Source organism: Fundicoccus sp. Sow4_D5 (assembly GCF_052116365.1).
GTDB lineage: Bacteria > Bacillota > Bacilli > Lactobacillales > Aerococcaceae > Fundicoccus.
Genome location: NZ_JBQKLF010000003.1, coordinates 147269 through 167411, shown reverse-complemented (window position 1 = coordinate 167411; position 20143 = coordinate 147269). Strand labels below are relative to the sequence as shown.

Annotated in this window: 21 protein-coding genes and 2 pseudogenes; 13 read left to right on the top strand and 10 right to left on the bottom strand. The window is 36.5% G+C overall.

The genetic code is table 11. From position 1 onward, the window contains the following. The first annotated feature begins 157 nt into the window (after positions 1-157). The 3 genes from ACTQ45_RS06155 (at position 158) to ACTQ45_RS06145 (ending at position 1662) form a co-directional block, all read left to right on the top strand. Entirely contained in the window at positions 158-469 is a 312-nt protein-coding gene (locus tag ACTQ45_RS06155) for a hypothetical protein (RefSeq protein WP_441763247.1), read from the top strand. 135 nt (positions 470-604) lie between these two features. Next, positions 605-760 (top strand): hypothetical protein, encoded by a 156-nt coding sequence (locus tag ACTQ45_RS06150; RefSeq protein WP_441763246.1) that lies wholly within the window; start codon positions 605-607, stop codon positions 758-760. 686 nt (positions 761-1446) lie between these two features. Beyond that, positions 1447-1662, top strand: coding sequence for a hypothetical protein (locus ACTQ45_RS06145; protein WP_441763245.1), 216 nt, complete (start codon positions 1447-1449; stop codon positions 1660-1662). A 173-nt stretch (positions 1663-1835) separates the two neighbouring features. Here the strand turns inward: ACTQ45_RS06145 and ACTQ45_RS06140 are convergent, their stop codons facing one another. Beyond that, positions 1836-2597 carry an ATP-binding protein gene (locus ACTQ45_RS06140; protein WP_441763244.1) on the bottom strand — a complete coding sequence of 254 codons (762 nt, stop codon included), beginning with the start codon at positions 2595-2597 and terminating at the stop codon, positions 1836-1838. A gap of 128 nt (positions 2598-2725) precedes the next feature. On the opposite strand from ACTQ45_RS06140, the gene ACTQ45_RS06135 reads away from it, so the two are divergent. From ACTQ45_RS06135 to ACTQ45_RS06105, 7 genes and pseudogenes are all read left to right on the top strand, one after another. Then, a complete protein-coding gene (locus ACTQ45_RS06135) occupies positions 2726-3274 on the top strand; it encodes a transposase (protein WP_441763243.1) in 549 nt (182 codons plus the stop codon). Beyond that, the gene (locus tag ACTQ45_RS06130; RefSeq protein ID WP_441763270.1) at positions 3196-3657 is read left to right on the top strand and encodes an IS3 family transposase; all 462 of its coding nucleotides are present in this window, start codon (positions 3196-3198) and stop codon (positions 3655-3657) included. The genes ACTQ45_RS06135 and ACTQ45_RS06130 overlap by 79 nt, the downstream gene beginning before the upstream one ends. Further along, complete coding sequence (locus ACTQ45_RS06125; RefSeq protein ID WP_441763242.1) at positions 3629-4771, top strand: DUF3387 domain-containing protein; 1143 nt, start codon at positions 3629-3631, stop codon at positions 4769-4771. The genes ACTQ45_RS06130 and ACTQ45_RS06125 overlap by 29 nt, the downstream gene beginning before the upstream one ends. Positions 4772-4872: 101 nt before the next feature. Next, positions 4873-5358: pseudogene (locus ACTQ45_RS06120) on the top strand (AAA family ATPase); the annotation flags it as partial. Between the two features lie 21 nt (positions 5359-5379). Next, positions 5380-6273 (top strand): annotated as a pseudogene (locus tag ACTQ45_RS06115) (AAA family ATPase); the annotation flags it as partial. 440 nt (positions 6274-6713) lie between these two features. Beyond that, positions 6714-7820 carry an ABC transporter permease gene (locus ACTQ45_RS06110; protein ID WP_441763241.1) on the top strand — a complete coding sequence of 369 codons (1107 nt, stop codon included), beginning with the start codon at positions 6714-6716 and terminating at the stop codon, positions 7818-7820. Continuing rightward, entirely contained in the window at positions 7817-8491 is a 675-nt protein-coding gene (locus ACTQ45_RS06105) for an ABC transporter ATP-binding protein (protein ID WP_441763269.1), read from the top strand. Before ACTQ45_RS06110 ends, ACTQ45_RS06105 begins: the two co-directional genes overlap by 4 nt. 127 nt (positions 8492-8618) lie before the next feature. Here the strand turns inward: ACTQ45_RS06105 and ACTQ45_RS06100 are convergent, their stop codons facing one another. Then, positions 8619-10424 carry a PAS domain-containing protein gene (locus ACTQ45_RS06100; protein ID WP_441763240.1) on the bottom strand — a complete coding sequence of 602 codons (1806 nt, stop codon included), beginning with the start codon at positions 10422-10424 and terminating at the stop codon, positions 8619-8621. Positions 10425-11004: 580 nt separating this feature from the next. On the opposite strand from ACTQ45_RS06100, the gene ACTQ45_RS06095 reads away from it, so the two are divergent. From ACTQ45_RS06095 to ACTQ45_RS06085, 3 genes are all read left to right on the top strand, one after another. After that, positions 11005-11169, top strand: coding sequence for a hypothetical protein (locus tag ACTQ45_RS06095; protein ID WP_441763239.1), 165 nt, complete (start codon positions 11005-11007; stop codon positions 11167-11169). Between the two features lie 63 nt (positions 11170-11232). Continuing rightward, positions 11233-11553, top strand: coding sequence for an IS110 family transposase (locus ACTQ45_RS06090; RefSeq protein ID WP_441763238.1), 321 nt, complete (start codon positions 11233-11235; stop codon positions 11551-11553). Beyond that, entirely contained in the window at positions 11513-12175 is a 663-nt protein-coding gene (locus ACTQ45_RS06085) for a transposase (RefSeq protein ID WP_441763237.1), read from the top strand. Before ACTQ45_RS06090 ends, ACTQ45_RS06085 begins: the two co-directional genes overlap by 41 nt. A gap of 79 nt (positions 12176-12254) precedes the next feature. Here the strand turns inward: ACTQ45_RS06085 and ACTQ45_RS06080 are convergent, their stop codons facing one another. The 8 genes from ACTQ45_RS06080 to ACTQ45_RS06045 form a co-directional block, all read right to left on the bottom strand. Beyond that, positions 12255-12536: a hypothetical protein gene (locus tag ACTQ45_RS06080; protein ID WP_441763236.1), complete on the bottom strand. Its 282-nt coding sequence runs from the start codon at positions 12534-12536 to the stop codon at positions 12255-12257. A 206-nt stretch (positions 12537-12742) separates the two neighbouring features. Next, positions 12743-12973, bottom strand: coding sequence for a hypothetical protein (locus ACTQ45_RS06075; protein WP_441763235.1), 231 nt, complete (start codon positions 12971-12973; stop codon positions 12743-12745). A 243-nt stretch (positions 12974-13216) separates the two neighbouring features. Then, entirely contained in the window at positions 13217-13585 is a 369-nt protein-coding gene (locus ACTQ45_RS06070; RefSeq protein ID WP_441763234.1) for a hypothetical protein, read from the bottom strand. 68 nt (positions 13586-13653) lie between these two features. Continuing rightward, positions 13654-14166 carry a transposase gene (locus tag ACTQ45_RS06065; protein ID WP_441763233.1) on the bottom strand — a complete coding sequence of 171 codons (513 nt, stop codon included), beginning with the start codon at positions 14164-14166 and terminating at the stop codon, positions 13654-13656. 351 nt (positions 14167-14517) lie between these two features. Then, on the bottom strand, positions 14518-15756 hold the full coding sequence (locus tag ACTQ45_RS06060) for an extracellular solute-binding protein (RefSeq protein WP_441763232.1): 1239 nt from the start codon (positions 15754-15756) through the stop codon (positions 14518-14520). A 78-nt stretch (positions 15757-15834) separates the two neighbouring features. Continuing rightward, positions 15835-16677 (bottom strand): sugar ABC transporter permease, encoded by an 843-nt coding sequence (locus ACTQ45_RS06055; RefSeq protein WP_441763268.1) that lies wholly within the window; start codon positions 16675-16677, stop codon positions 15835-15837. Then, complete coding sequence (locus ACTQ45_RS06050; protein WP_441763267.1) at positions 16673-17944, bottom strand: ABC transporter permease subunit; 1272 nt, start codon at positions 17942-17944, stop codon at positions 16673-16675. The genes ACTQ45_RS06055 and ACTQ45_RS06050 overlap by 5 nt, the downstream gene beginning before the upstream one ends. A 13-nt stretch (positions 17945-17957) precedes the next feature. After that, complete coding sequence (locus ACTQ45_RS06045) at positions 17958-19766, bottom strand: glycoside hydrolase family 13 protein (protein WP_441763231.1); 1809 nt, start codon at positions 19764-19766, stop codon at positions 17958-17960. Positions 19767-20143 lie beyond the last annotated feature (377 nt).

The window sequence follows — 20143 nt, the reverse complement described above, 5'->3', positions numbered from 1 at the left end:
ATTGAATACATATTTAATTCCCTTAGCTGTTACATTTAACAGTTCTTTTAAAGAGAGTATTTAGTCAATAAGGAATTGCTATTTCAATTAACCTCATCACTTTATGAGCCGAACCCCAAAAGTTAGACTAAAAAAGCTAACATTTGGGGGTATTTATATGAGCAAATTTAATTTAGAAACGAAACTAGACTTTGTTGCCGATTATAAAGCAGGTGTCGAAGGTTACGAAACTTTAATTAAGAAGTATCATACTACAGATAGTAATGTAAAACGTTGGATTCATACTTATCAATATTTTAGTTTAGAGGGCCTCAATCCTAATACTTCTAAACGTCATTATTGTGTTGAAATAACCCTTAATGCGATAGAATTATATCTAGAAACAGATTCAAGCTACCGTGTGGTTGGTATCGAATTCAATATCAATAATCCAAGCCTAACCGCAAACTGGCTACGCGCCTTCCAGTGAGAAGGTATTGATGACTTATCTAAATCATCAGAGAGGCCACCGATTATCTCTAAACCAGAAAATTCAAAGAAAACCAAACTCAATGATACATTCTCACCCAACAAGATGACTGAGCTAAAACACGGAATTCAAGAGGTGGAAGATAAAAATAAAGCATTAGATATTGAGAATAAGTTGTTAAAAGAATTGAGAAGATTGCAGGAAGCTGAAAAACGGCAACACAAGGACAGACAGTGTTTGCCATTCGCAATCTCCATGAACAGACCAATTATAAATCCAAACTTATTTTAATAGCGTTAGGTTTTCCGAGATCAACCTATCATTATCAAATCCAACCGCTCGATAAACAAGATAAGGATCAGGCAATCAACGAGGAAATCAAAGTGCTTGAATATTGCGGTTAAATTGCCCCAGTTGTGCGGACTTTTGCTCCACCGAGTGCTGTGAATAGCCTCATCTGTGCGGAAGATGCTTCCTAATCATTAAATATTTAAAAAGGCTACGCATTCCAAGAGATGGACTCGTAGCCTTCATTTTATTCTATTAATCCCTCTTAAGTAGACTTAATTGGCCTCATTATGATTTATTAAGACAAAAATTTACTTCTTAGAACGTGACCAATAATTAGACATCTCCTAAACCATGACGTTCTCGCATAGATATTTCTACATCAATCTATATTTTATACGCATTATCAACCACGCGATCGAGTATGGCGTCTGCCAGTTGAACGTTTTCGATTTTCTGATGTTACCCATTTGGTGCAGACTTAGAACAAAAGATGGTTGATGATTTATGTAATCGTGCTTCGATTATTTCCAATATATGTGGATACGTCACTCTCAAAGAGCCATCTATTAATGCTAAATTAGATTCAACAATAATTGCTAGATAAGTTTCGGCACTTTATTCCAGAAAAAAACAATTCAGTTATACTTTTACTGTATCAATTGAATTGGAGGATGAAAGGTGAATGAATGTTTGGGTTAGAGCTAGGTGAAGTACAATCCATGACGCTGATTACGCATCGTTACTCTATATCTGATTATACGGTCGCGACGGTTCTTAAAAAAGCAGGCAAAGCATTGGACCCATCTTACCGCACCTTACCTAAACACATTGGGATTGATGAGTTGGAATCAATGGAAGAGTGTTCAAGAATCGATGTCATGTATCTTAATAGATGTCCATGAGAAAAAACCATTCGATATTTTACCGGACCGTAAACAAAACGTGATACGGGACTATTTTATGCGCTATCCAATTGAAGCCCGCCAAGCGGTGAAGTCGAGTGCATATAGCGTTTCAATAAGGCCATAAAAACGCGATTGCCTGAGCCAGGCAAATCGCGTTTTGCTGAACCAGTCTAGTCGGAACCCGCTGAACCAGTCTTCATTCTTAAAGAATCACCAGAAATATATAAATGATAAGAGTTTGAGATGGCACGATCAAGTATGGCATCCGCAATGGCACCACCTCCTAATTTCTTATGCCATTCTCCTGTTTCCATTTGAGAGGAAATAATAAGGGAACGATCTCGACTTCTTAATTCAAAGATTTCCATTAAGTATTTTTGTTCATCTTGGGTTGTCGGTGTTAAAAGAAAATCATCAATGACTAATACATCCAGTTTCGCTATTTTCTTTAGATAGTTAATGAGTCTATCCTCTAGTTCAGCCTGAACCATTTCAGCGAGTAAATCATACATTCTCATGTATCTTGCCGTATAGCCTTCTTCGATGACATAGCGACATAAGGCATTCGTAATGTAAGACTTGCCGGTACCAGTGGCTCCTTGGATAATGACATTTCGATGGTTTGTTATAAACTGACAGATCTTCAATTGATCGATAGTATCTTTATTAAGCTTTCGACTCGGTGAATAATCAATCTCTTGAATATGAGCTTGTGGCTGGGAGAGTTTAGCTTGTTTTAAGTGACGTTGAATGGTGTTATGTCTTCTGGACTGGTATTCATCGATGACCATTTCTTCCAGAATATCCAATGTCGTACGCTGATTGCTGAGCGGATCGCTATACAAATCAATTAACCGATCTGCCATGATGGGCAGTCGCATTTGTCTCAGATACTGTGTTAACTCATTAATTCTTTCGGTTGAATTGTTCATAGTAGTCCGCTCCTCTCAGGTATGATTGTTCATTTTGATTCGTCGTGTTAAAATCGGATTGCGTCATAGGACTTTGATCCGACCCCGGAAAGTTGGACCTCAAAAAACATTAAATGGAGGTCTACATTATGGGAAAATATGGCTTAGATTTTAAATTAAAAGTGGTGATGGAATATCTCAATACATCCCAAGGTTATACAAGTCTAGCGAAGAAATATCACATGCCTAGCCCCAGTACCATCGCCCAATGGGTGGCGGCTTATGAAGGGATGGGGATTGAGGGTTTAGATAGTAATCGAAAAACCCCTCATTATTCTGTTCAATTCAAGCTCAATGCGGTAGAGTTATACTTAACAACAGACATATCTTACAAAAAGCTCGCTAAACAGCTCAAGATTCCCCATGCACAGCTCATTTACAAATGGGTGAAACTCTTTGAAGCGAAGGGAATCGAAGGTTTAGACAATCCCAAGGAAAGGATGAAAGAGATGAAAACCCAGCCCACCAAGCAACCCTTACCGCAAGATGAGTCGCTAGAAACCGCCGCTCAAGATGAAAAAGACTTGCGCATTCAACAACTCGAAGCCCAAAATCGAAAATTAGAAATAGAGATTGGCTATTTAAAAGAACTCAGGAGGTTACGGCAGCTGGCGTCAGCACACCCAGTCAAGAAGTAACATCAAGGATTATCCATAGCCTCCGAGAATTTTATCCTTTAAAGGAAATCCTTGCGACCTTATCCTTTCCTAAATCAACCTATCACTATTGGCAACAACAATTTGAGCGTCCCAATCCCGATGAGAAGCTGGAACAAGCCATATTAAACTTACGTCATTTTCATAAAGATTTCGGCTATCGTCGTCTCATGCCGTTACTCAAGAAATTAGGCTATAATATTGGTAAAACTAAATTACAACGATTAATCCGTAAGTTAGATATTCGTGTGACCTCTTTCTCAAAGAAATCTGGTAAGTACAGCTCTTATCGGGGAACCGTGGGTAAGGTAGCTCCCAATCGGATAAACAGGCGGCTTGATCGTCGATTACATTGGCATTGGTAAAGCACTTAAAGAGGCGATGAGCGACTATACTACATCTGACCAAGAGGCCATTGATAATGCAAATATTCGAGATTCAGCTTATCCAAAGTTTCAAGAAAAACTAGAAGTTTGTCGTAACGTGTTTTTTAATCGGTTTAATTATTCTAAAATCTTTTCTAAAACCATCACCGATTCTGATATGGCAAACTTAATTCGCGATGGAATTGACCATATCTTAAGCTACAATGAAGAAATGCAGAAGGATTTTAAAGATCAAGCATATCAATTAAAACAAGCACACACTTTATGTTCTTCTGTGACGACAGAAGCGGAACAAAGAGAAGCAGCTTATATTGAAGCGGTTCGAATTAGTGTGAACCGAATTGGCAGCAGTACATCAGCACTTTCAAAAGCTGAGATTAATGAACAAATTAGCGAACTTTTACATCAATCGATTCAAAGTGAAGGAGTCATTAATCTTTTTCAAGATTTTGAACGTGGATTTAGTCTTTTCGATCCAAACTTCCTAGAAAAAATTGAGAAGATGGAACAGAAGAACTTGTCTGTGGAGTTGCTGAATAAGTTGCTTACAGATGAAATCCGATCAATCGTACGAACAGATATCGTAAAAGGTGAAGAGTTTTCGGAACGTCTCAAACGGATTATGAAAAAGTATCGTGAAGGCTTAGTAGATAATGCGGAGCAACTCGATCGATTTGCAGGTATTGCAGACGTTGTAAATAGTGAAGATGCTGAGTATAATCTCTCAAATTTACAAACAACACGAGAAGAATTGATGAAACTCGCAAAAGAAGCCATGGCTCTTGAGAAAGAACATGAAAGTCTTGGATTGAGTCGTGCAGAAATGGCATTTTACCATGCGGTGAGCAATCCAGAAAACGTGCAAGATTTTTATACCAATGATCAACTCATTCAATTAACAAAAGACTTAACTGATTCCATTGCAGATGAAATGACCTCTGATTGGATGATGCGAGAATCTGGTCGAGCGAATGTCAGACGAACGATTAAGCGACTATTGAAAAGATATAAATATCCAGGTAACTATAATGAAGCCATCCAACTTGTTATTAAACAAGCAGAACATTGGGATGGTATGCAGATAGCTACTTAATAAATAACGGCTCTATAATATTTGATGTCAACGAATGGAATGAAATCATTCATCAACACCAAATATTATAGAGCCAACAAGAGTATCCTGTTTTTAATGTTGATGGCAATCACTTATTAGAGTTAAGTAGTAAAAATTTTATCTTTGGTAAGAATGGCACTGGTAAAAGTACGTTAACTTCTTTGATAAAATCGCAATATTCATGTGATTATGATGTCAGGGTTTTTACGGGCTTAGAGAATTTGTTAATTGATGATAAACTAAATGCAGTAGTTCTTGGAGAAGAGAATATTGATATAAAAACAAAAGTGGAAGAATTAGATGTTGAAATTTTAGAATTAGAGAATCAACTCGTTTCTTTGGAAAAGAAAAAGAAAAGTTTAGACTGGGATGAAGTTTATAGTGAAGAAGGAATAACACCTAGTAAAGAATTTAATGAGGTTAAACAATTAGAATCTGATACTACTGAAAGAGATGAAGATGTTAAAATTTTTTATTCACACTGTGCTCAGAGATTAAAAAACTTAACAAAACCTCAACTTACTCCGCCAACTTATAACAGAAATGATTTTCGAAATGATATTTAGCGTGCAAAGCACTTAGATCAAGCTAAGTTAATTGAATTAAATCATGACTTGAAAGAGGAACCTAAGAGTATTTTAGATGAAATTATTTTTGAAAAAATAAAATTTATTGAGCTCTATGATTCAGTTAATCAATTAATTCAAACTAAGCTTACAGAATCAATTTCACTTCCGGAATTAAAGGATAATCCTGATAAGAAGGAATTTGCAAAAAGAGGAAAAGAAATACATAGTCAAGGGGATAATTGTGCATTTTGTGGTAGTAAATACACATTAGAACGAGAACAAAAATTAAATATCTACTTCTCGGCTGATGATATTAAAATTTTGCAAGATAATTTAAATATTAAATTAAATGAGATTAATGAGTATAAAGTGAAGGTTTCAACCTTGCAAGGGATGAAAAAAGAAGATTTCTATATCTCATTACATCAAGAAGTGCAAAGTTTAAATTTTAAAATAAGTAATAAAAAGAATGAAATTGAAGTATTTCTAGAAAAACTAGAGAATGTAATAATTGATAAACAAAGAGATCTTTTCAGTGCAAAAAATGGACTTACAATAATCTTACCAAATAATTTTGATGAGGAAGAAAAGATTGTAAACGAATTAATAAGCAAAAACAATCAATATACTACAAATTTTTCAGAACAACACTCAGAAAAAAAAGAGCAGATAAAGTTTCATATCATAAGTGAATATTTAAATGAAAAAGAGAAGTATAAAGAAGGATGGAAAGGTCATGAGGTAGAGACATTTGAACTTCAATCATTAAAATCAAATTTAGATTCAAAGAAAAATGAGTTACATGAGCTTTTGGCTGAGATTCAAGGAGATGAAGATTCACCACAGGAAGGTACAATCACTTATTTAGCACATGTTATTAAACAGAAGCTAGAGGAGAAAAATAATTTATAGAACATTTTAATACTTACTGGGAATGAACATGATTAGTATTTTTTAATCGTACCAAATAGCGAATAGAATTTATTACCTATCGATGATACGGACATGCGTATCATAAGTAGTTTAAGTCAATAATTATGATACATAGAATTAAACATAAAGAGAATCCATCTATCACCTGTGGATTTTCCGGTGAGGTTTCTATCTTTTGAAAGAATCTATAATTATAGGTATCAGGCAAGATTGTTCAAGACTTCTCTTTAATCAAATACAATTATTTACAAAATATAGTATAATTAACGGAGAAGCATTGGCTTAAACCATTTTAAACAAACAACTAAAAACCAAGTGCAGATATACTTGTGTTATTTAGTTGTTTTTTGGTAGGTAGGTTAAGTTCACTCAATTAGTTACTGAAATAAACGGTAGTGTGTCGGAGAAGAGGGGTAAGTATGAATTTAGCTTGGAAGGAAATCCAGAAGTCTAAAGGTCGTTATGGCGTGATTGTCTTGGTGTTAATGGCAACCATGTATTTGGTGTTCTTTACGATGAGTTTATCATTAGGCTTACGTCATCAGGCTGGTTCTAAATTGATGTCAGCACCAATGGAAACCTATATTTTATCTCAAGGATCCAACGGCAATATTGCCAGGTCCACGATGAGTTCTGATTATGGGGAGAAAATTCTCAGCGCTTTAGGCGATCCAGAAGCCTTTATTTTGGGCGTAAGACTTTCATCTGTTGAAAACTTAACGCGGGAAACGGAAGCAGATGTGGTAGATATTACATACTTTTCAATTCCACCAGGGGAAACCGCAATGAACCCAACGTTAGTAGAAGGGCGTTTTCCAGAGAGTCCTAATGAAGTGTTGGCTTCAGAGCATATTGTTAACGACGGCATTCAGCTGGGCGATGACTTACAAGATGATCGGGTGAATACTAAGTTTAAAGTAGTCGGACTCACCAAGAAAGAGACGCATTCATACAATCCCATCATCTATACTTTACCGGAGAAATACATTGATACGAGTTTCTGGGGGCAGGTGACAGGCTATGCTGAAGTACAAGCAGTCGTGACCGAGTTGAGCCCAGAAGAAATTAATGACGAGGTTCGGGCGCTGAATGTTGATATCCATCATAAGGACACGATTATCCAGAATCTGCCTGGTCTACTAGCTCAGACGGCATCTTTTATTTTATTAATCATTGCCATGTATATTATTTCAGCCACGATTATTGGCATGTTCTTTTATATTATCAACATGGATAAACGGGAAGAGTTTGGTTTGTTGAAGGCCTTTGGTGCTAGCGATAAAATGTTAACTAAGATGGTGATTCGCCAAGTTTTAATGGTGGCTGTCATTAGTGTGGTACTCTCGGTATCCTTAATATTACTAACTAGCGTACTCCTTCCGAGCATCGTACCATTTTACTTCGTGCCAGAATATATTCTGGGCGGAAGCATAGCCTTCGTATTGATCGCTTTGCTAGGCTCGCTGGCATCCTTAAGGACCATTCGAAATGTTGATCCTGCAGAGATTATGGGAGGGACGCACTGATGGAAATATTGCACCTCAAAAACTTAGTTAAAAGCTATCCTGATGGCAACCAAGAGCGAGAGATCATTGCTGACTTGAATCTAAAACTCAAGCAAGGAGAAGTGGTGGCAGTAGTGGGTCCGAGTGGATCAGGAAAGTCTACTTTCTTATCGATGGCAGGCCTTTTGATTACCCCTAATGCAGGAGAAGTTCAAATTAAAGGAACGAATACGAGCAGCCTAAATGATGAAGAGAAGACGCTTTTTCGTAAAGAGCACATTGGTTATATCTTCCAAGGTAGCCATTTAATTCCTTACTTGAAGGTCAAAGAACAACTTCAAATCATTCAATCTTTAAGTGACTATCAAAACAATGAAGAAGTCGATAAATTGCTATTGGATTTAGGGATTAGCCACCGTGCTGAAGCGTATCCAGAAGCTCTATCCGGTGGAGAGAAGCAGCGAGTAGCGATTGCCCGAGCCTTCATTAATCACCCTAGTCTAATCCTGGCGGATGAACCTACTGCTAATTTAGATGAGTCACTTGGTCGAGAGATTATTGACATGATTCGCAGGCAAGTTAAAGCGCGGGATACTGCCGCGATTGTCGTCACCCATGACACCAGTCTCTTAAGTCTAATGGACCGTGTTTATCGCTTAAATCAAGGTCAATTAGAAGAAATGCAAGTATAATATAAACGAGGGATACGGACTTTCGGGTCTGTATCTTTTTTTGTAGGGGACACAGGCGCATTTTCTTCTAACTAAAAACCCCCAAAAGATAAGCTTGTAAGCTTACTTTTGGGGGGTGAATGAATGATTATTGACTTAAGGCATTATTAACGGCTTCCATAATTGCTTGAGACGTTAACGATGCGCCTGAAGTAACTTCAACTTCAGTAGAGTTATTTTCAACGATTGCTGCTGGAACATCACTAATGGCTGGATCAGAAATGCCAGCTGTTTCGCTATGTTCTAAAACATTAACCGCTGTAATAACGCCGCCTTCAACGATCACTTCAACTTCAACAGCTCCGTTATGTCCTTGAGCTGAACCAGTGTAAGTACCGTCTTCTAAGTTAGAGAAGTCGACAGAAGCTGCTTCTTCAGTGCTTTCATCAGTTTCAGATGTTTCTTCTTCTTCCACAGTTTCGGAATCGTCTTCAGTTGCTCCAGAAGTGACATCTGTTTCATCGATATCTAAGTCTGCGCCAGTTTGTTGTAACCAGAAGTCTACTACAGGTTGGATATCCCAAATCACTTCGTTAATCCCCATGTAGTTACCATCTTCATCGTGAATAGCATAGTAGTCATGAACGACGAATTTTTCAGGGTCAGAGTTAGGTACACCCATACGTACGTGATCAGTATGACCTTCACGTAATTGGTTGATCACCCAAGAAAGATTTTGTAAAGCTGACTCCGGGTGAACGTCGGCAAGAGCGCTACCTACTTGATCAAGTCTACGTGAACCTAACATTTCTTCAGGTTCTAACTTGTAGTTGTAGAATAAGAATTGGTTATTGTCATCCGCGTAAGTTAATTCAACAGGTTGTGCTTTTAGGAATTCGTTAATTTGATCAACCGTTAGAACACCGTTGTCTAATTTAACGTATGTATCTCCTTCAACCGCGTCTACTGCCTTAGCAGCTTGATCTACCCAGTCTTCAGCAGCCATATCCACATCAGCAATCGTTGTTCCGTGTGCTGATTCGCCTTCGGCATTAACATCTTCAAATTCTAAAGCTTCTTCAGGGCTTAAGCTTGGTGCAGCATCTTCGGTTGTTTCTGCTTCAGTTTCCTCATCGACTTCTTCACTGACTTCTTCCACAGCTTCTTCTTCAACTACTTCTTCGGTTTCTTCAGTAGTATCACCGTTTTCTTCACCGGTTTCTTCTGTAGCTCCTGATGTTGCGTCTACTTCATATGACGCATTGTTTTGTTGCATCCAGAAATCAATCACTGGTTGGATGTCCCAAATAACTTCGTTGACACCCATAAAATTGCCTTCATCGTCATAAATTCCATAATAATCATGAACCACAAACTTATTTGGATCAGAATTCGGAACGGCCATACGGACATGGTCAGTGTGACCTTCGCGCAATTGGTTTACAACCCAAGATACATTGACCAGTGCTGACTCAGGGTGAACATCTGCTAATGGATTACCAGCTTGATCAGGACGACGTGAACCTAACATATCTTCAGCTTCTAATTTGTAGTTATAGTATAAGAATTGGTTGTTGTCATCTGCATAAGTTAGTTCAAAAGGATTCGCTTTTAAGAAAGCATTTAATTGATTAACTGTTAAAAGTCCGCTATCCAAACGAACATAAGTATCGCCTTCTACCGCTTCCGTTGCAGCAGCAGCCTGATCCACCCAATCTTCTGCCGTCATATCGATATCGGCAATCGTAGTTCCTTTGGCAGCACTTCCTTGAGAAGTTAAATCTTCAAATTCAAAAGCTTCCTCGGGAGATAGTGCGGTCGAAGTATCAGCCACCTCTTCAGTATTTACAGATTCTGATTCAACTTCTGAATTGTCTTGAGCAAATACCATTGTGCTACTTAATGCAAGTGAAAGAACCAAAGGTATAGTTAATAAGTTTTTCCAGTTTTTCATAAATCTTCCTCCTTTATATAATGAAACCATACCAAAAATATGCTTATAAAACAATAGTGAATGGTGTTTTTGTTACAATAATGCATAATTATATTATATAACTAAAATTGCAACAAATGGTAAGAAGGCATGACCAATCAATCTGAGGTAATGGTTAAAATTCTCATTTTTGTGTAAGTAATCACAAAAAAGCGCGTGCCATAAATTATTATGTTTCACAACGCAATGAGATTTAGTCCATAAGGCAAAAAAGGATTGTGTCATCAAAACGATCTACAAGGATGCTGATAGTTTCTATCCTGAGTAATATATTTTAAAAATGTAAATCATAAATAAATAAATAAAAAATCATGAGATTGCTTCGCAATCCGAATGACATTTAAAACACTGTGCACCATTTTCTTGTTATAATTTAAGTGAAAGCAGACAAGTCCGTGCGTTTAGTGGTGTTGCCGCACCCGGATAAAAAGATGGACGGAGTGTTCCTTGTGATGACTGGACTATGCTTCGAGCATTGAAATAAATAGACACTTTACCAGAATCTTTCCCTGCTTTTAATTCATTTTTAGGAGGAATTATGATGGAAGTGATGGTTAAAAGATGTGCTGGAATTGATGTGCACAAGAAGACAATTACCGTCTGTACGTTAGTTGGTTCCCTTAATCGATCTAAACCGAAGAAACAAACTAAAGAGTTCGATACCACGACAAGAGAATTACAAGCGTGTGCCCAGTGGCTTGAGTGATTAGATATTACCACCGTGCTGATGGAAAGCACTGGACACTATTGGCGACCGGTGTGAAATATTATGGAACCTTATGGGTTTAAGATGATTCTCGCGAATGCCCAACATATTAAGCAAGTCCCTGGGCGTAAAATAGATAGGAGAAATGCTCAATGGATCGCGGAGTTAGGCCGTTGTGGACTCGTGAGTGGCTCGTATGTGCCTGAGCGAGAGATTCAAGATTTAAGACAACTTACGCGCCACCGCTCATCGGTGAAAGAAGATTTGACGCGTCGTAAAAATCAAGTGCATGATATTTTACAACGCTCAAATATTAAGTTGAGTCGTTATTTATCGGATATATTTGACAGCGACGGGTCAGCGGTTATTAAGCCTATTTATTAATGGTGAAGTCATTAATGAGCAGTTAATCGAAGAGACGATTTCCAAAAGAGTTCACGCGAGTCCTTGGCAATTATTTGAGGCGATGAATGGCTCCTTAACGACGATTAACCGGCAACTTCTCCAGCTTGAATTAGCGACCATTCGACGTTTGACTGATGAAATTAAGGAATGTGAGCAACTCATTGAAGAACATCTTCAACCTTATGAAGACCTGTATCTTCGGCTCCTAGAAATTCCTGGCATCAGTCAAACAACGGCTCAAGTGGTCATCGCAGAAGTTGGACCGACCGTAGAGGCCTTCGAAACCGTTGAGCGACTCGCTTCGTGGGCGGGCTTATGTCCAGGGAGTTATGAATCAGCTGGCATTCAATATGGGTCAAAAACGACGCGAGGTAATCGCTATCTCAAAGCGGCTCTTTGTCGAGCGGGACTGACAGCTGGTCGATCGAATCACCAAGAATTCCGAGCGATTTATTTTAAGTTTAGTGAGCGCAAACAGAAAGGCAAAGGAGTGGTGGCTTTGGCCCATAAATTACTCAGAATAGTCTACATGCTCATCAAAACGGGAGAAACTTACACCCCATGGCAACAAAAAAAGACTCCAGCTACGGCAATAGCATAGGAGTCCCCAAAAATTAAAAATTTTCCACCTTCATTATAACATGAGGTAGACTTTTTTTGTCTTTTTTTGAGAATTTGTTTTAAATAAAAATAATGAACGCGCTAAAAGAAATTCCGACTTTCATTTCATCGATAACAATTGTAAAGGCTTGTATAATACCTTTTTCTTTCAATTTTTGAATGCGATTGTCTACTGCTTGACCGGTCATATGAATTTCTTTCCATTGCATTCGAGAATTTTGAGTTAATAATTGTAAACTTTGATAATCGATAGGATCAATTTGCATAATATTTCCTTTCACGGTGAAATTATTTTTGTCATTTCGTTTCATGCGACCATCGAAATTATGGGGCTGTGTCATAAGTCCGTTTTTGTAAGAAGATAGAAAACAAAAGATCTGACGATAGAAGATGATAATGTCTTCCTAATCGCCAGATCTTTTACTTTTCTTTAGTTACTTTATTCTTTTGATCATTTAAAGATAACTTATGGAGGGTACATGCCATTAAAACGATGCCAATCTCCTGGCTGACTTTTTTTTGCCTCTTACGTGGCACCGGGTGAACCCTAAAGAACCCTTGAGAAAACCAAAGGTTGTTTCAACATCATTTTTCTGCGCTGATACACGGCTTGGCATTCGGGTGTAGAGAAATACATGCGTTGTTTGGCTTTAAAATACTCCCAAGATGGATTGACCATAATCTTTCGCACATAGCCCTTTTCTGTCAGAGCTTCCGGAATCTCTTGATTATCTAGAGTATAGCGCTTGGCTTTGTACTCTTTAAAGTCACGGGTCATACCATATTTATCTGTTCGTTGACGTTAAGCGGAAAAATTAAATCGCACGCCTTGGGGATCGATATAATAATCTTCAGATTCATCATAGTGCCAGTTCATGACTTTCTTGTCTGTTCTTTTAACATTGTGCCGTAAGGAATCAGCGCGGTTAAGTTCGGAAAATTATCTTCCAAGAAACGATAATTAGTTTCAGACCCATATCCCGCATCCATGCTTAAGTAGTTCATTGAATGCATGAGGCTTTCATGAGTCGTTAAAAAAAAGTTGAAGCGTGCGTGTGTCTGTTAGATTGGGGAGAATTGAATAAGCCAGTGCATACTGATTACTTGTCGCTAATTGAAGATTGTAACCTGGTTTAAGTTGACCATTCATCAGATGATCGTCTTTCATTCTCATGAAAGTTGCGTCAGTATTTGTTTTAGAATAAGAGTGACGTTCGCCAAAAGTGGTCGATTGTTCGAGGTAGTTTCGATGTTTTTCACGACGTTCTTTTATTTTATTTATCACTGACTTTACTTTTCCTCGTTCTTGTTTCGCAGGATTAGGTGAAAGTGTCGCAGTTTCTTGTACCTTCACCTCTAAATCTTCCAATCTGGTTTCAAGTATCGTCATGACTTCCTCTAATCCATCTATTGTAATGGGGGTATCCGCAGGTAAATAAGCGGCCGAATAGGCTGCTTTTAATTCGACAGCAATTTTTTGATTTTATCCTGGTTATTTTCATCAAAGCGAATTGTATTCTTTTTCCAAACGAAGCTATACTTATTAGCATCAGCAAGCAGTTTTGTTCCGTCAACCGACACTTGATCATCGATTAAACGGTGTTCGCGTAAATAATCGACGAGAGACTCAAAGCCTTTGTCTAAGATCGACTGTAATTCTGGCGCTCTTCGACGCCGACAAATAGTCGAAGCGGATGGCAAGCCGTCTTGAGTTAACCAGTGTGCCGGCATATTTTCCTGAACTAAGACATTGATTTTTCTACTCGTAAAGACGCCACGCGTATGAGCAAACAGCAATAATTTAAGAACAGCAGCTAAACTATATTCTCTAGGTCTACCACATTCATAAGGAGGATGAATCTCCAACGAATCGACTAAGCCATTAATAAAATGAGTGATAGGATGCTTTTCTGGCATATAATCCAATGATATATCCAATTTAAATTGATTTATGTTATAACTAGTATACATTTTGATAAGTCCTTTCCTAGGATTTATTTGGACGAGCAGAAGTGAAGGTCTGTTCGTTTTTTTTTTACACCTTCATTATAACGCAAAACCGACACAAACGCTGTTAAAACAGCATTCGTGTCGGTTTTTTATTTGGAGGCACATGTCGACTTATGACACAGCCCCTTCTTATATGCTCATCACTTATTTATATGTCAAGTTATTCAAAACTCTTTGGAGGCCAATCCTTCGGAAGAATTTCAGAACAATTATTATATTGAAAAAACTTATCTGACATACATTTTCCTGAAATATCAAGGTTGTCAATTATTAGGCATTTCACCATAATTCATAAAATATTTGCATTTACCTCTAATATTTTAGCATTATCTGTTCTTCAATTAACTGAACTGCATCATTAGCCGCAGCTGCCGGATCTTTCTGACCTGATCCTGCTTCAAAAATCATTACCCCAGCTGGATCCCAAACCTCAGACATTTCAATTATGTTTGGCATTGGAATTGAATTTGAGTATTGTTCAATTACAGTAACAGATAAATTATTGGTTGAATCGTTAGTGATAGATGCTTTCGCATTAGCATTTGCCGGAACACCTGCAGTAAATTCATCGTGCATTAGTAATTGATTTTCTTCGTTTGTTGCAAAAGTTAAAAATTCTTCCGCTAACTCTTTATTCTGTGAATAATTACTAATGACAAGTGCTTTTCCTCCAGCAAAAGGTGAATATGGATTGCCATTTGGTAATGTAGGTATCGCAGCTACATCAAATGGAACTCCCGCCTCCTCATAGTTTCCAAATTGCCATGGACCATTGATAACAGCAGCTGCATTCCCATTAATAAATTGTTCATTCAAGAAGTTTAATGAACTTGATGAGTCTAACATACCTTCAGGCCAAATATTTTGATACCATTTTGCAGCATGCTCAATACCCTTTACTGCTCCTTCGCTATTTAGACCAATATCACTAGGGTTTGTGTTTTCATCAGCAAAAATATAGCCGTCAAAACCTGAAATTAAACCAAATGCATGGTAAAAGTCTAACCAATTAGCCAGGAATGCAACGCTCTTTCCAGCTTCATTCTCAAACACGAACCTCTCATCATTTGTTAGTTCTTCCAGATCTTCAAAACTAGCTGGAGCTTCTTCTAATAAATCAGTATTATAGTACATAACGAGAGCCTCTATTGCTAATGGATAACCATAGGCTGTATCCTCGTATGTTACTTGACGTGTATCGATTTCATCAAAACGACCATCTTCTGGAAGCGTTACTGATGCACCATGCCCTTGTAACCCGACTTTTACGGCATCATTAAAAGGTGCGATATATACATCAAAACCTAAACCGGCTGGACCATCGAGTGTTAGTGCTTCGAGCGCTTGAGCTTCATCAACTTCGATAACTTCGACAGGAACGTTGTTTTCTTCAGAAAAAAGCTCTCCAATATGAGAAAAGAAAGGATAGAAATCTGCTGCAACTGCAACTTGTAATGAATCATTTTGGGCATAAATACTCTGTAATTTTATAGTGGGAATTAGGCATAAGGACAAGACAATCAATACTAATCTCTTTAAGTTTTTTTTCATTTTTTTCCTCCTATTTTGACTTTACCAACATATCAGCAACAAAGTTTGTCCAATCACTCCTTTCAGTTATCAAAATTATTAACCTTTCGTACTTCCCTTAGTAAGTCCAGAGACAAAATCTTTTTGTAGGTAGAAAAACAAAATGCTTATGGGTATTGCAATCAAGAGCGCTCCTGCAGCGAACAATGTTACTCTTTGCTCCCTTGGATTAGAAATAAACTGTTGCAATCCAATCGCTACTGTAATTTCTTCTCTAGATCGTAGAATAAATCTTGCAGTCATATATTCTCCCCAAGGAGACATAAACGCCCATAATGCTTGTATAGCAATCATTGGCTTTACTAATGGTAATATTATTTGCCAAAATCTTCTCAGATGTCCGGCTCCATCGAGCATAGCCGACTCGTCTAATGACATTGGCACGGTATCAAAATATTGTTTCATTAACCAAGTATTCATCGGAATACCACCGCCGGCATATAGGAGCACAATAAACCATGGTTTGTCAAGACCACCCGTAATTAATGCCATTACATAGAATGCAGTTAATGCTGCAGTTGTTGGAACCATTTGTATTATCAGAAAAGCTTTCAGACTGAGTTTTCTTCCAACAAATCTGTAACGGCTATAGGCATATCCAGCGAAAACAATCAAACTCAATTGCAATAGCATTGTACTTATAGAAATAATTAACGTGTTTAGATACCATTTACCATATAATGTTTCCTGAAATAATCTTCTGAAATTATCCAAAGTCCAGTCTCTCGTAAAATCCAACGTAAAAGCGATAACATTACCTGGATTAAATGCTGAAATCATTGTAATTAATAACGGATAAATTATTATTACGCCAAAAATAAACAAATATAAATAGGATAGCACATCACCTATCAAGGTCTTCTTTTTTCTCCCCATTTTAATCCTCCATTTCGAATGCGTTGAATCTTTTAAAAATAACCAAGGAAATACCAATTACTATGAAAGATACAAAAATCGTTAATGTGGCAGCGATATTATACTGAGGAGCTCCACCTGTAGTTAATTTATAAATCCAAGATATTAAAATATCAGTCGTACCCGCACCATTCCCAACACTTCCTGGTCCTCCTTCATTGAAAAGATAAATCATCCCAAAGTTATTGAAGTTTCCAGTATATTGAGTAATAAATACAGGAGCAGCAACTGTAAGTACCTGCGGCAGAGTAATATTTGCAATTTTTTGCAATACACTTGCACCATCGATGGATGCCGCTTCATACATTTCATCAGGTATAGATTGCAAGATACCAGTTACTAGTACATAAATATATGGATATCCTAGCCACCCTTGGATTAGAATTATTGCTACTTTAGTCCAAAAGGGATCTGTTTTCCAAGGTATCATTCCAATTTCAAAAAATGGTAATAAATTATTAATAAATGGAATAACTTGTGTGTTTATAGCGCCTATACTGGGATTAAAAATGTTAGAAAATGTCAAGATAGTTATGAAACCGGGTACAGCCCATGGTAATAGCAAGATTACTCCGATAAATCTCTTAAATCTAATCGTAGGTCGATTCATAATAAGTGCAGTTACAACACCTATAACGATTTGAAGTGTCGTTCCACAAAGAGTCCAAATTACTGTCCATGAAAAAACAGAAAAAAATGTCTTTCTGAAAATACTTAATGTGAATATCTTTTTAAAAGTCTCTAAACCTGTCCAACTAATGATATTTGCAGGGGGAATATGATTAAAATCATAATCAGTAAATACAATTAACACGGTTACAATAACTGGGAAAACAATTGCAAAAAGCATTAGGACGTATGAAAAACTTAGCAAGAGATAAGGAAAACCAATCTCGTATCCATTTCTTAATACTTCTAAAAAGTTCTTACCAACTTTTTCAGGAGCAATTACTTTTAACTTCTGGACCCTATGTGCATCAATAATTTGAATTATGTAAAATGCTATATATAACACAATCAGTAGTATTTGAAGCACACCTATGATAAGCAAGAAAAGGGAATGATCTTCAAATGGAACTGACCCTAGAGTAATTAGGTTAGATATAGCTTCAATTCCGTTATATCCAATCTGAAATACGAATAGGAATCCTAAAACCATAAATAATATTCCTTTTCCGTACTGCTTATTATAGATTTGTCCAAGACCTGGAATCAGGGATAATACTCCAGGCATAGAGGCTTTCTTATTATTGAATAATTTCAACTTTATCCTCCTTTATTAGCTTTTGTTCAGTCACTATAAATCCCATGGGTTCTAGGAATGCTTTTTCTTCAGTTATATCACATTGATTTAGTAATACAATTTTTTGGTTATTTAAATCAAAGTTCATAACTTCTTTAGAGAGATTAAATGTAAATTTCAAATTAGTTTGTTCATTTTGTTTGTAAAACTCTAATATTGTTTTATTTTTTGAAGTAAAGTGCATCTTTGAATAATTTATTAATTCAGAGTAATCAAGACGAAAAGTGTTAATGCGTTTAATAAACTCGAACATGTCTAAATCTTGTTCCTTTTCATCCCAAGGCATGCATTTCCTATTATCTGGGTCATGACTTCCCGACAAGCCAACTTCTGTACCATAGTAAATACAGGGAGTACCTCCAAGACTGTACATTAAAAACAAAGCCGCTTTAACTAAGTCTTTATTACCTTCCGCAGCATTTAAAATCCTTTCCGTATCGTGTGAATCTAGTAGATTGAATTGTACTCTATTCACCGGATCCTTATACGTCATAAATTGGTTAATCACATGATCTCTAAAGCCAAATGTATCAAGTTCATTTTCAAATAGTAATAATTTAATGGGATCGGTAAGAGGATAATTCATTACCGCATGAAATTCATCTCCGCTAAGCCACTTTCTGGCAGAGTGCCAAGCTTCGCCTAAAATATAGATTTCAGGATTTAATCCTGTTAATCTATGATGTACTTTTTTCCAGAATTGATGATCCACTTCGTTAGCCACATCAAATCTCCAAGCATCAATACCAAAGTTTACTGTCCAATATTCTAAAATATCTAATATAAACTTTTGTACTTCATTGTTAGTAGTGTTCAACTTAGGCATATTTGCTGCAAACGCAAATGTATCATATTCAAATGTTTTAGTTGATGCAATCTCGTCTAATGTCAAATGATTATAGGAAGACACTGGAAACTTATGAATATGAAACCAATTTTTGAAATCAGATTTTTCTTGATTTATTAATACATCTTGCCATTGTCTAGAGTGATACCCAATATGATTAAATACACCATCAAGCATGATTTTTATATTGCGTTTATGTGCCTCATCTACTAATTTTCGCAGAGTATCCTCATCTCCAAAATCAGGATCTATTTCTAAGTAGTTTTCACTATCGTATTTATGGTTAGTGTTTGCTTTAAAGATAGGTGTCAGATATATTCCAGTAAAACCTAAGTCACGGATGTAATCTAATTTATCAATAATTCCTTGTAAATCTCCACCATAGTAGTCATGATATGATGGCGAGTTTTTATGATTCCAAGGAAGTACCCCTTCAGGATCATTACTTGTGTTTCCATTGTGAAAACGATCTGGAAAAATTTGATACCAAACTGTGTTTTCTACCCATTCGGGTGCTCTATACATGTCTACTAAATGAAAATATGGTAGCTTGAAATAAAAATTAATATTCTTATAGTATTTCTTCTCAAATGTATAAATGCCTCTATCACAATAAAATATTTGTTCGCCATCTATACCATTAACTAAAAATGCGTAGGCTATTCTTCGATGATTAGCAATTACCTTAATCTCCCAAAAGTCAAATAAACTAGTTGAGTAAATTTTAGTCATTCTGTTTAGTGATTCCGTAATATTATTTTCATTAATGAGATATGGATCTCCGCTTACCAACTCTACTGATTGTAAATCATTCACTTTACTTCTGAAACGAATTGTTATTGTATCCTCAGAATCTAAAAATGCATATTCTGTCTCCGGTATGTGTAACAATGCTGTATACTCCATGATATTCTCCTTATTCTCCTCTATCTAAAATTTAGCTTAGCGACTTATGTTCTAATTTACATAAATTATTTTTTGAAGTTTATTCTGAATGAAGATAAGCCAAATGCATACCGTGGCTTAAACAAAACAATTAAATAACTTCATTATTTTAAGATTGCTTAAAATATTTTTAACTTTTATTTAATTTAAATTTGAATAATAAATCGAGTTTTAAAAAACACAAATAAATGAAGTTTTAGTTGATTTATCTTTATTGTTATTATCAAGATTACATCTTATTAGTAATTTTTTTAAAATAGAAGATATACTCTTTGATGATAGACGTTTAAACCTATGGATATTTCAACGTTTTCTAATTTGAGTACTTATAGAAATTC

Excerpts from the sequence above, each read along its gene's own strand:
- ACTQ45_RS06155 (WP_441763247.1), top strand. The coding sequence starts at position 158 with ATGAGCAAATTTAATTTAGAAACGAAACTAGACTTTGTTGCCGATTAT.
- ACTQ45_RS06145 (WP_441763245.1), top strand. The coding sequence starts at position 1,447 with ATGTTTGGGTTAGAGCTAGGTGAAGTACAATCCATGACGCTGATTACG.
- ACTQ45_RS06140 (WP_441763244.1), bottom strand. The coding sequence starts at position 2,597 with ATGAACAATTCAACCGAAAGAATTAATGAGTTAACACAGTATCTGAGA.
- ACTQ45_RS06135 (WP_441763243.1), top strand. The coding sequence starts at position 2,726 with ATGGGAAAATATGGCTTAGATTTTAAATTAAAAGTGGTGATGGAATAT.
- ACTQ45_RS06110 (WP_441763241.1), top strand. The coding sequence starts at position 6,714 with ATGAATTTAGCTTGGAAGGAAATCCAGAAGTCTAAAGGTCGTTATGGC.
- ACTQ45_RS06100 (WP_441763240.1), bottom strand. The coding sequence starts at position 10,424 with ATGAAAAACTGGAAAAACTTATTAACTATACCTTTGGTTCTTTCACTT.
- ACTQ45_RS06095 (WP_441763239.1), top strand. The coding sequence starts at position 11,005 with ATGGAAGTGATGGTTAAAAGATGTGCTGGAATTGATGTGCACAAGAAG.
- ACTQ45_RS06090 (WP_441763238.1), top strand. The coding sequence starts at position 11,233 with ATGGAACCTTATGGGTTTAAGATGATTCTCGCGAATGCCCAACATATT.
- ACTQ45_RS06080 (WP_441763236.1), bottom strand. The coding sequence starts at position 12,536 with ATGACACAGCCCCATAATTTCGATGGTCGCATGAAACGAAATGACAAA.
- ACTQ45_RS06075 (WP_441763235.1), bottom strand. The coding sequence starts at position 12,973 with ATGACCCGTGACTTTAAAGAGTACAAAGCCAAGCGCTATACTCTAGAT.
- ACTQ45_RS06070 (WP_441763234.1), bottom strand. The coding sequence starts at position 13,585 with ATGACGATACTTGAAACCAGATTGGAAGATTTAGAGGTGAAGGTACAA.
- ACTQ45_RS06065 (WP_441763233.1), bottom strand. The coding sequence starts at position 14,166 with ATGTATACTAGTTATAACATAAATCAATTTAAATTGGATATATCATTG.
- ACTQ45_RS06060 (WP_441763232.1), bottom strand. The coding sequence starts at position 15,756 with ATGAAAAAAAACTTAAAGAGATTAGTATTGATTGTCTTGTCCTTATGC.
- ACTQ45_RS06050 (WP_441763267.1), bottom strand. The coding sequence starts at position 17,944 with ATGCCTGGAGTATTATCCCTGATTCCAGGTCTTGGACAAATCTATAAT.
- ACTQ45_RS06045 (WP_441763231.1), bottom strand. The coding sequence starts at position 19,766 with ATGGAGTATACAGCATTGTTACACATACCGGAGACAGAATATGCATTT.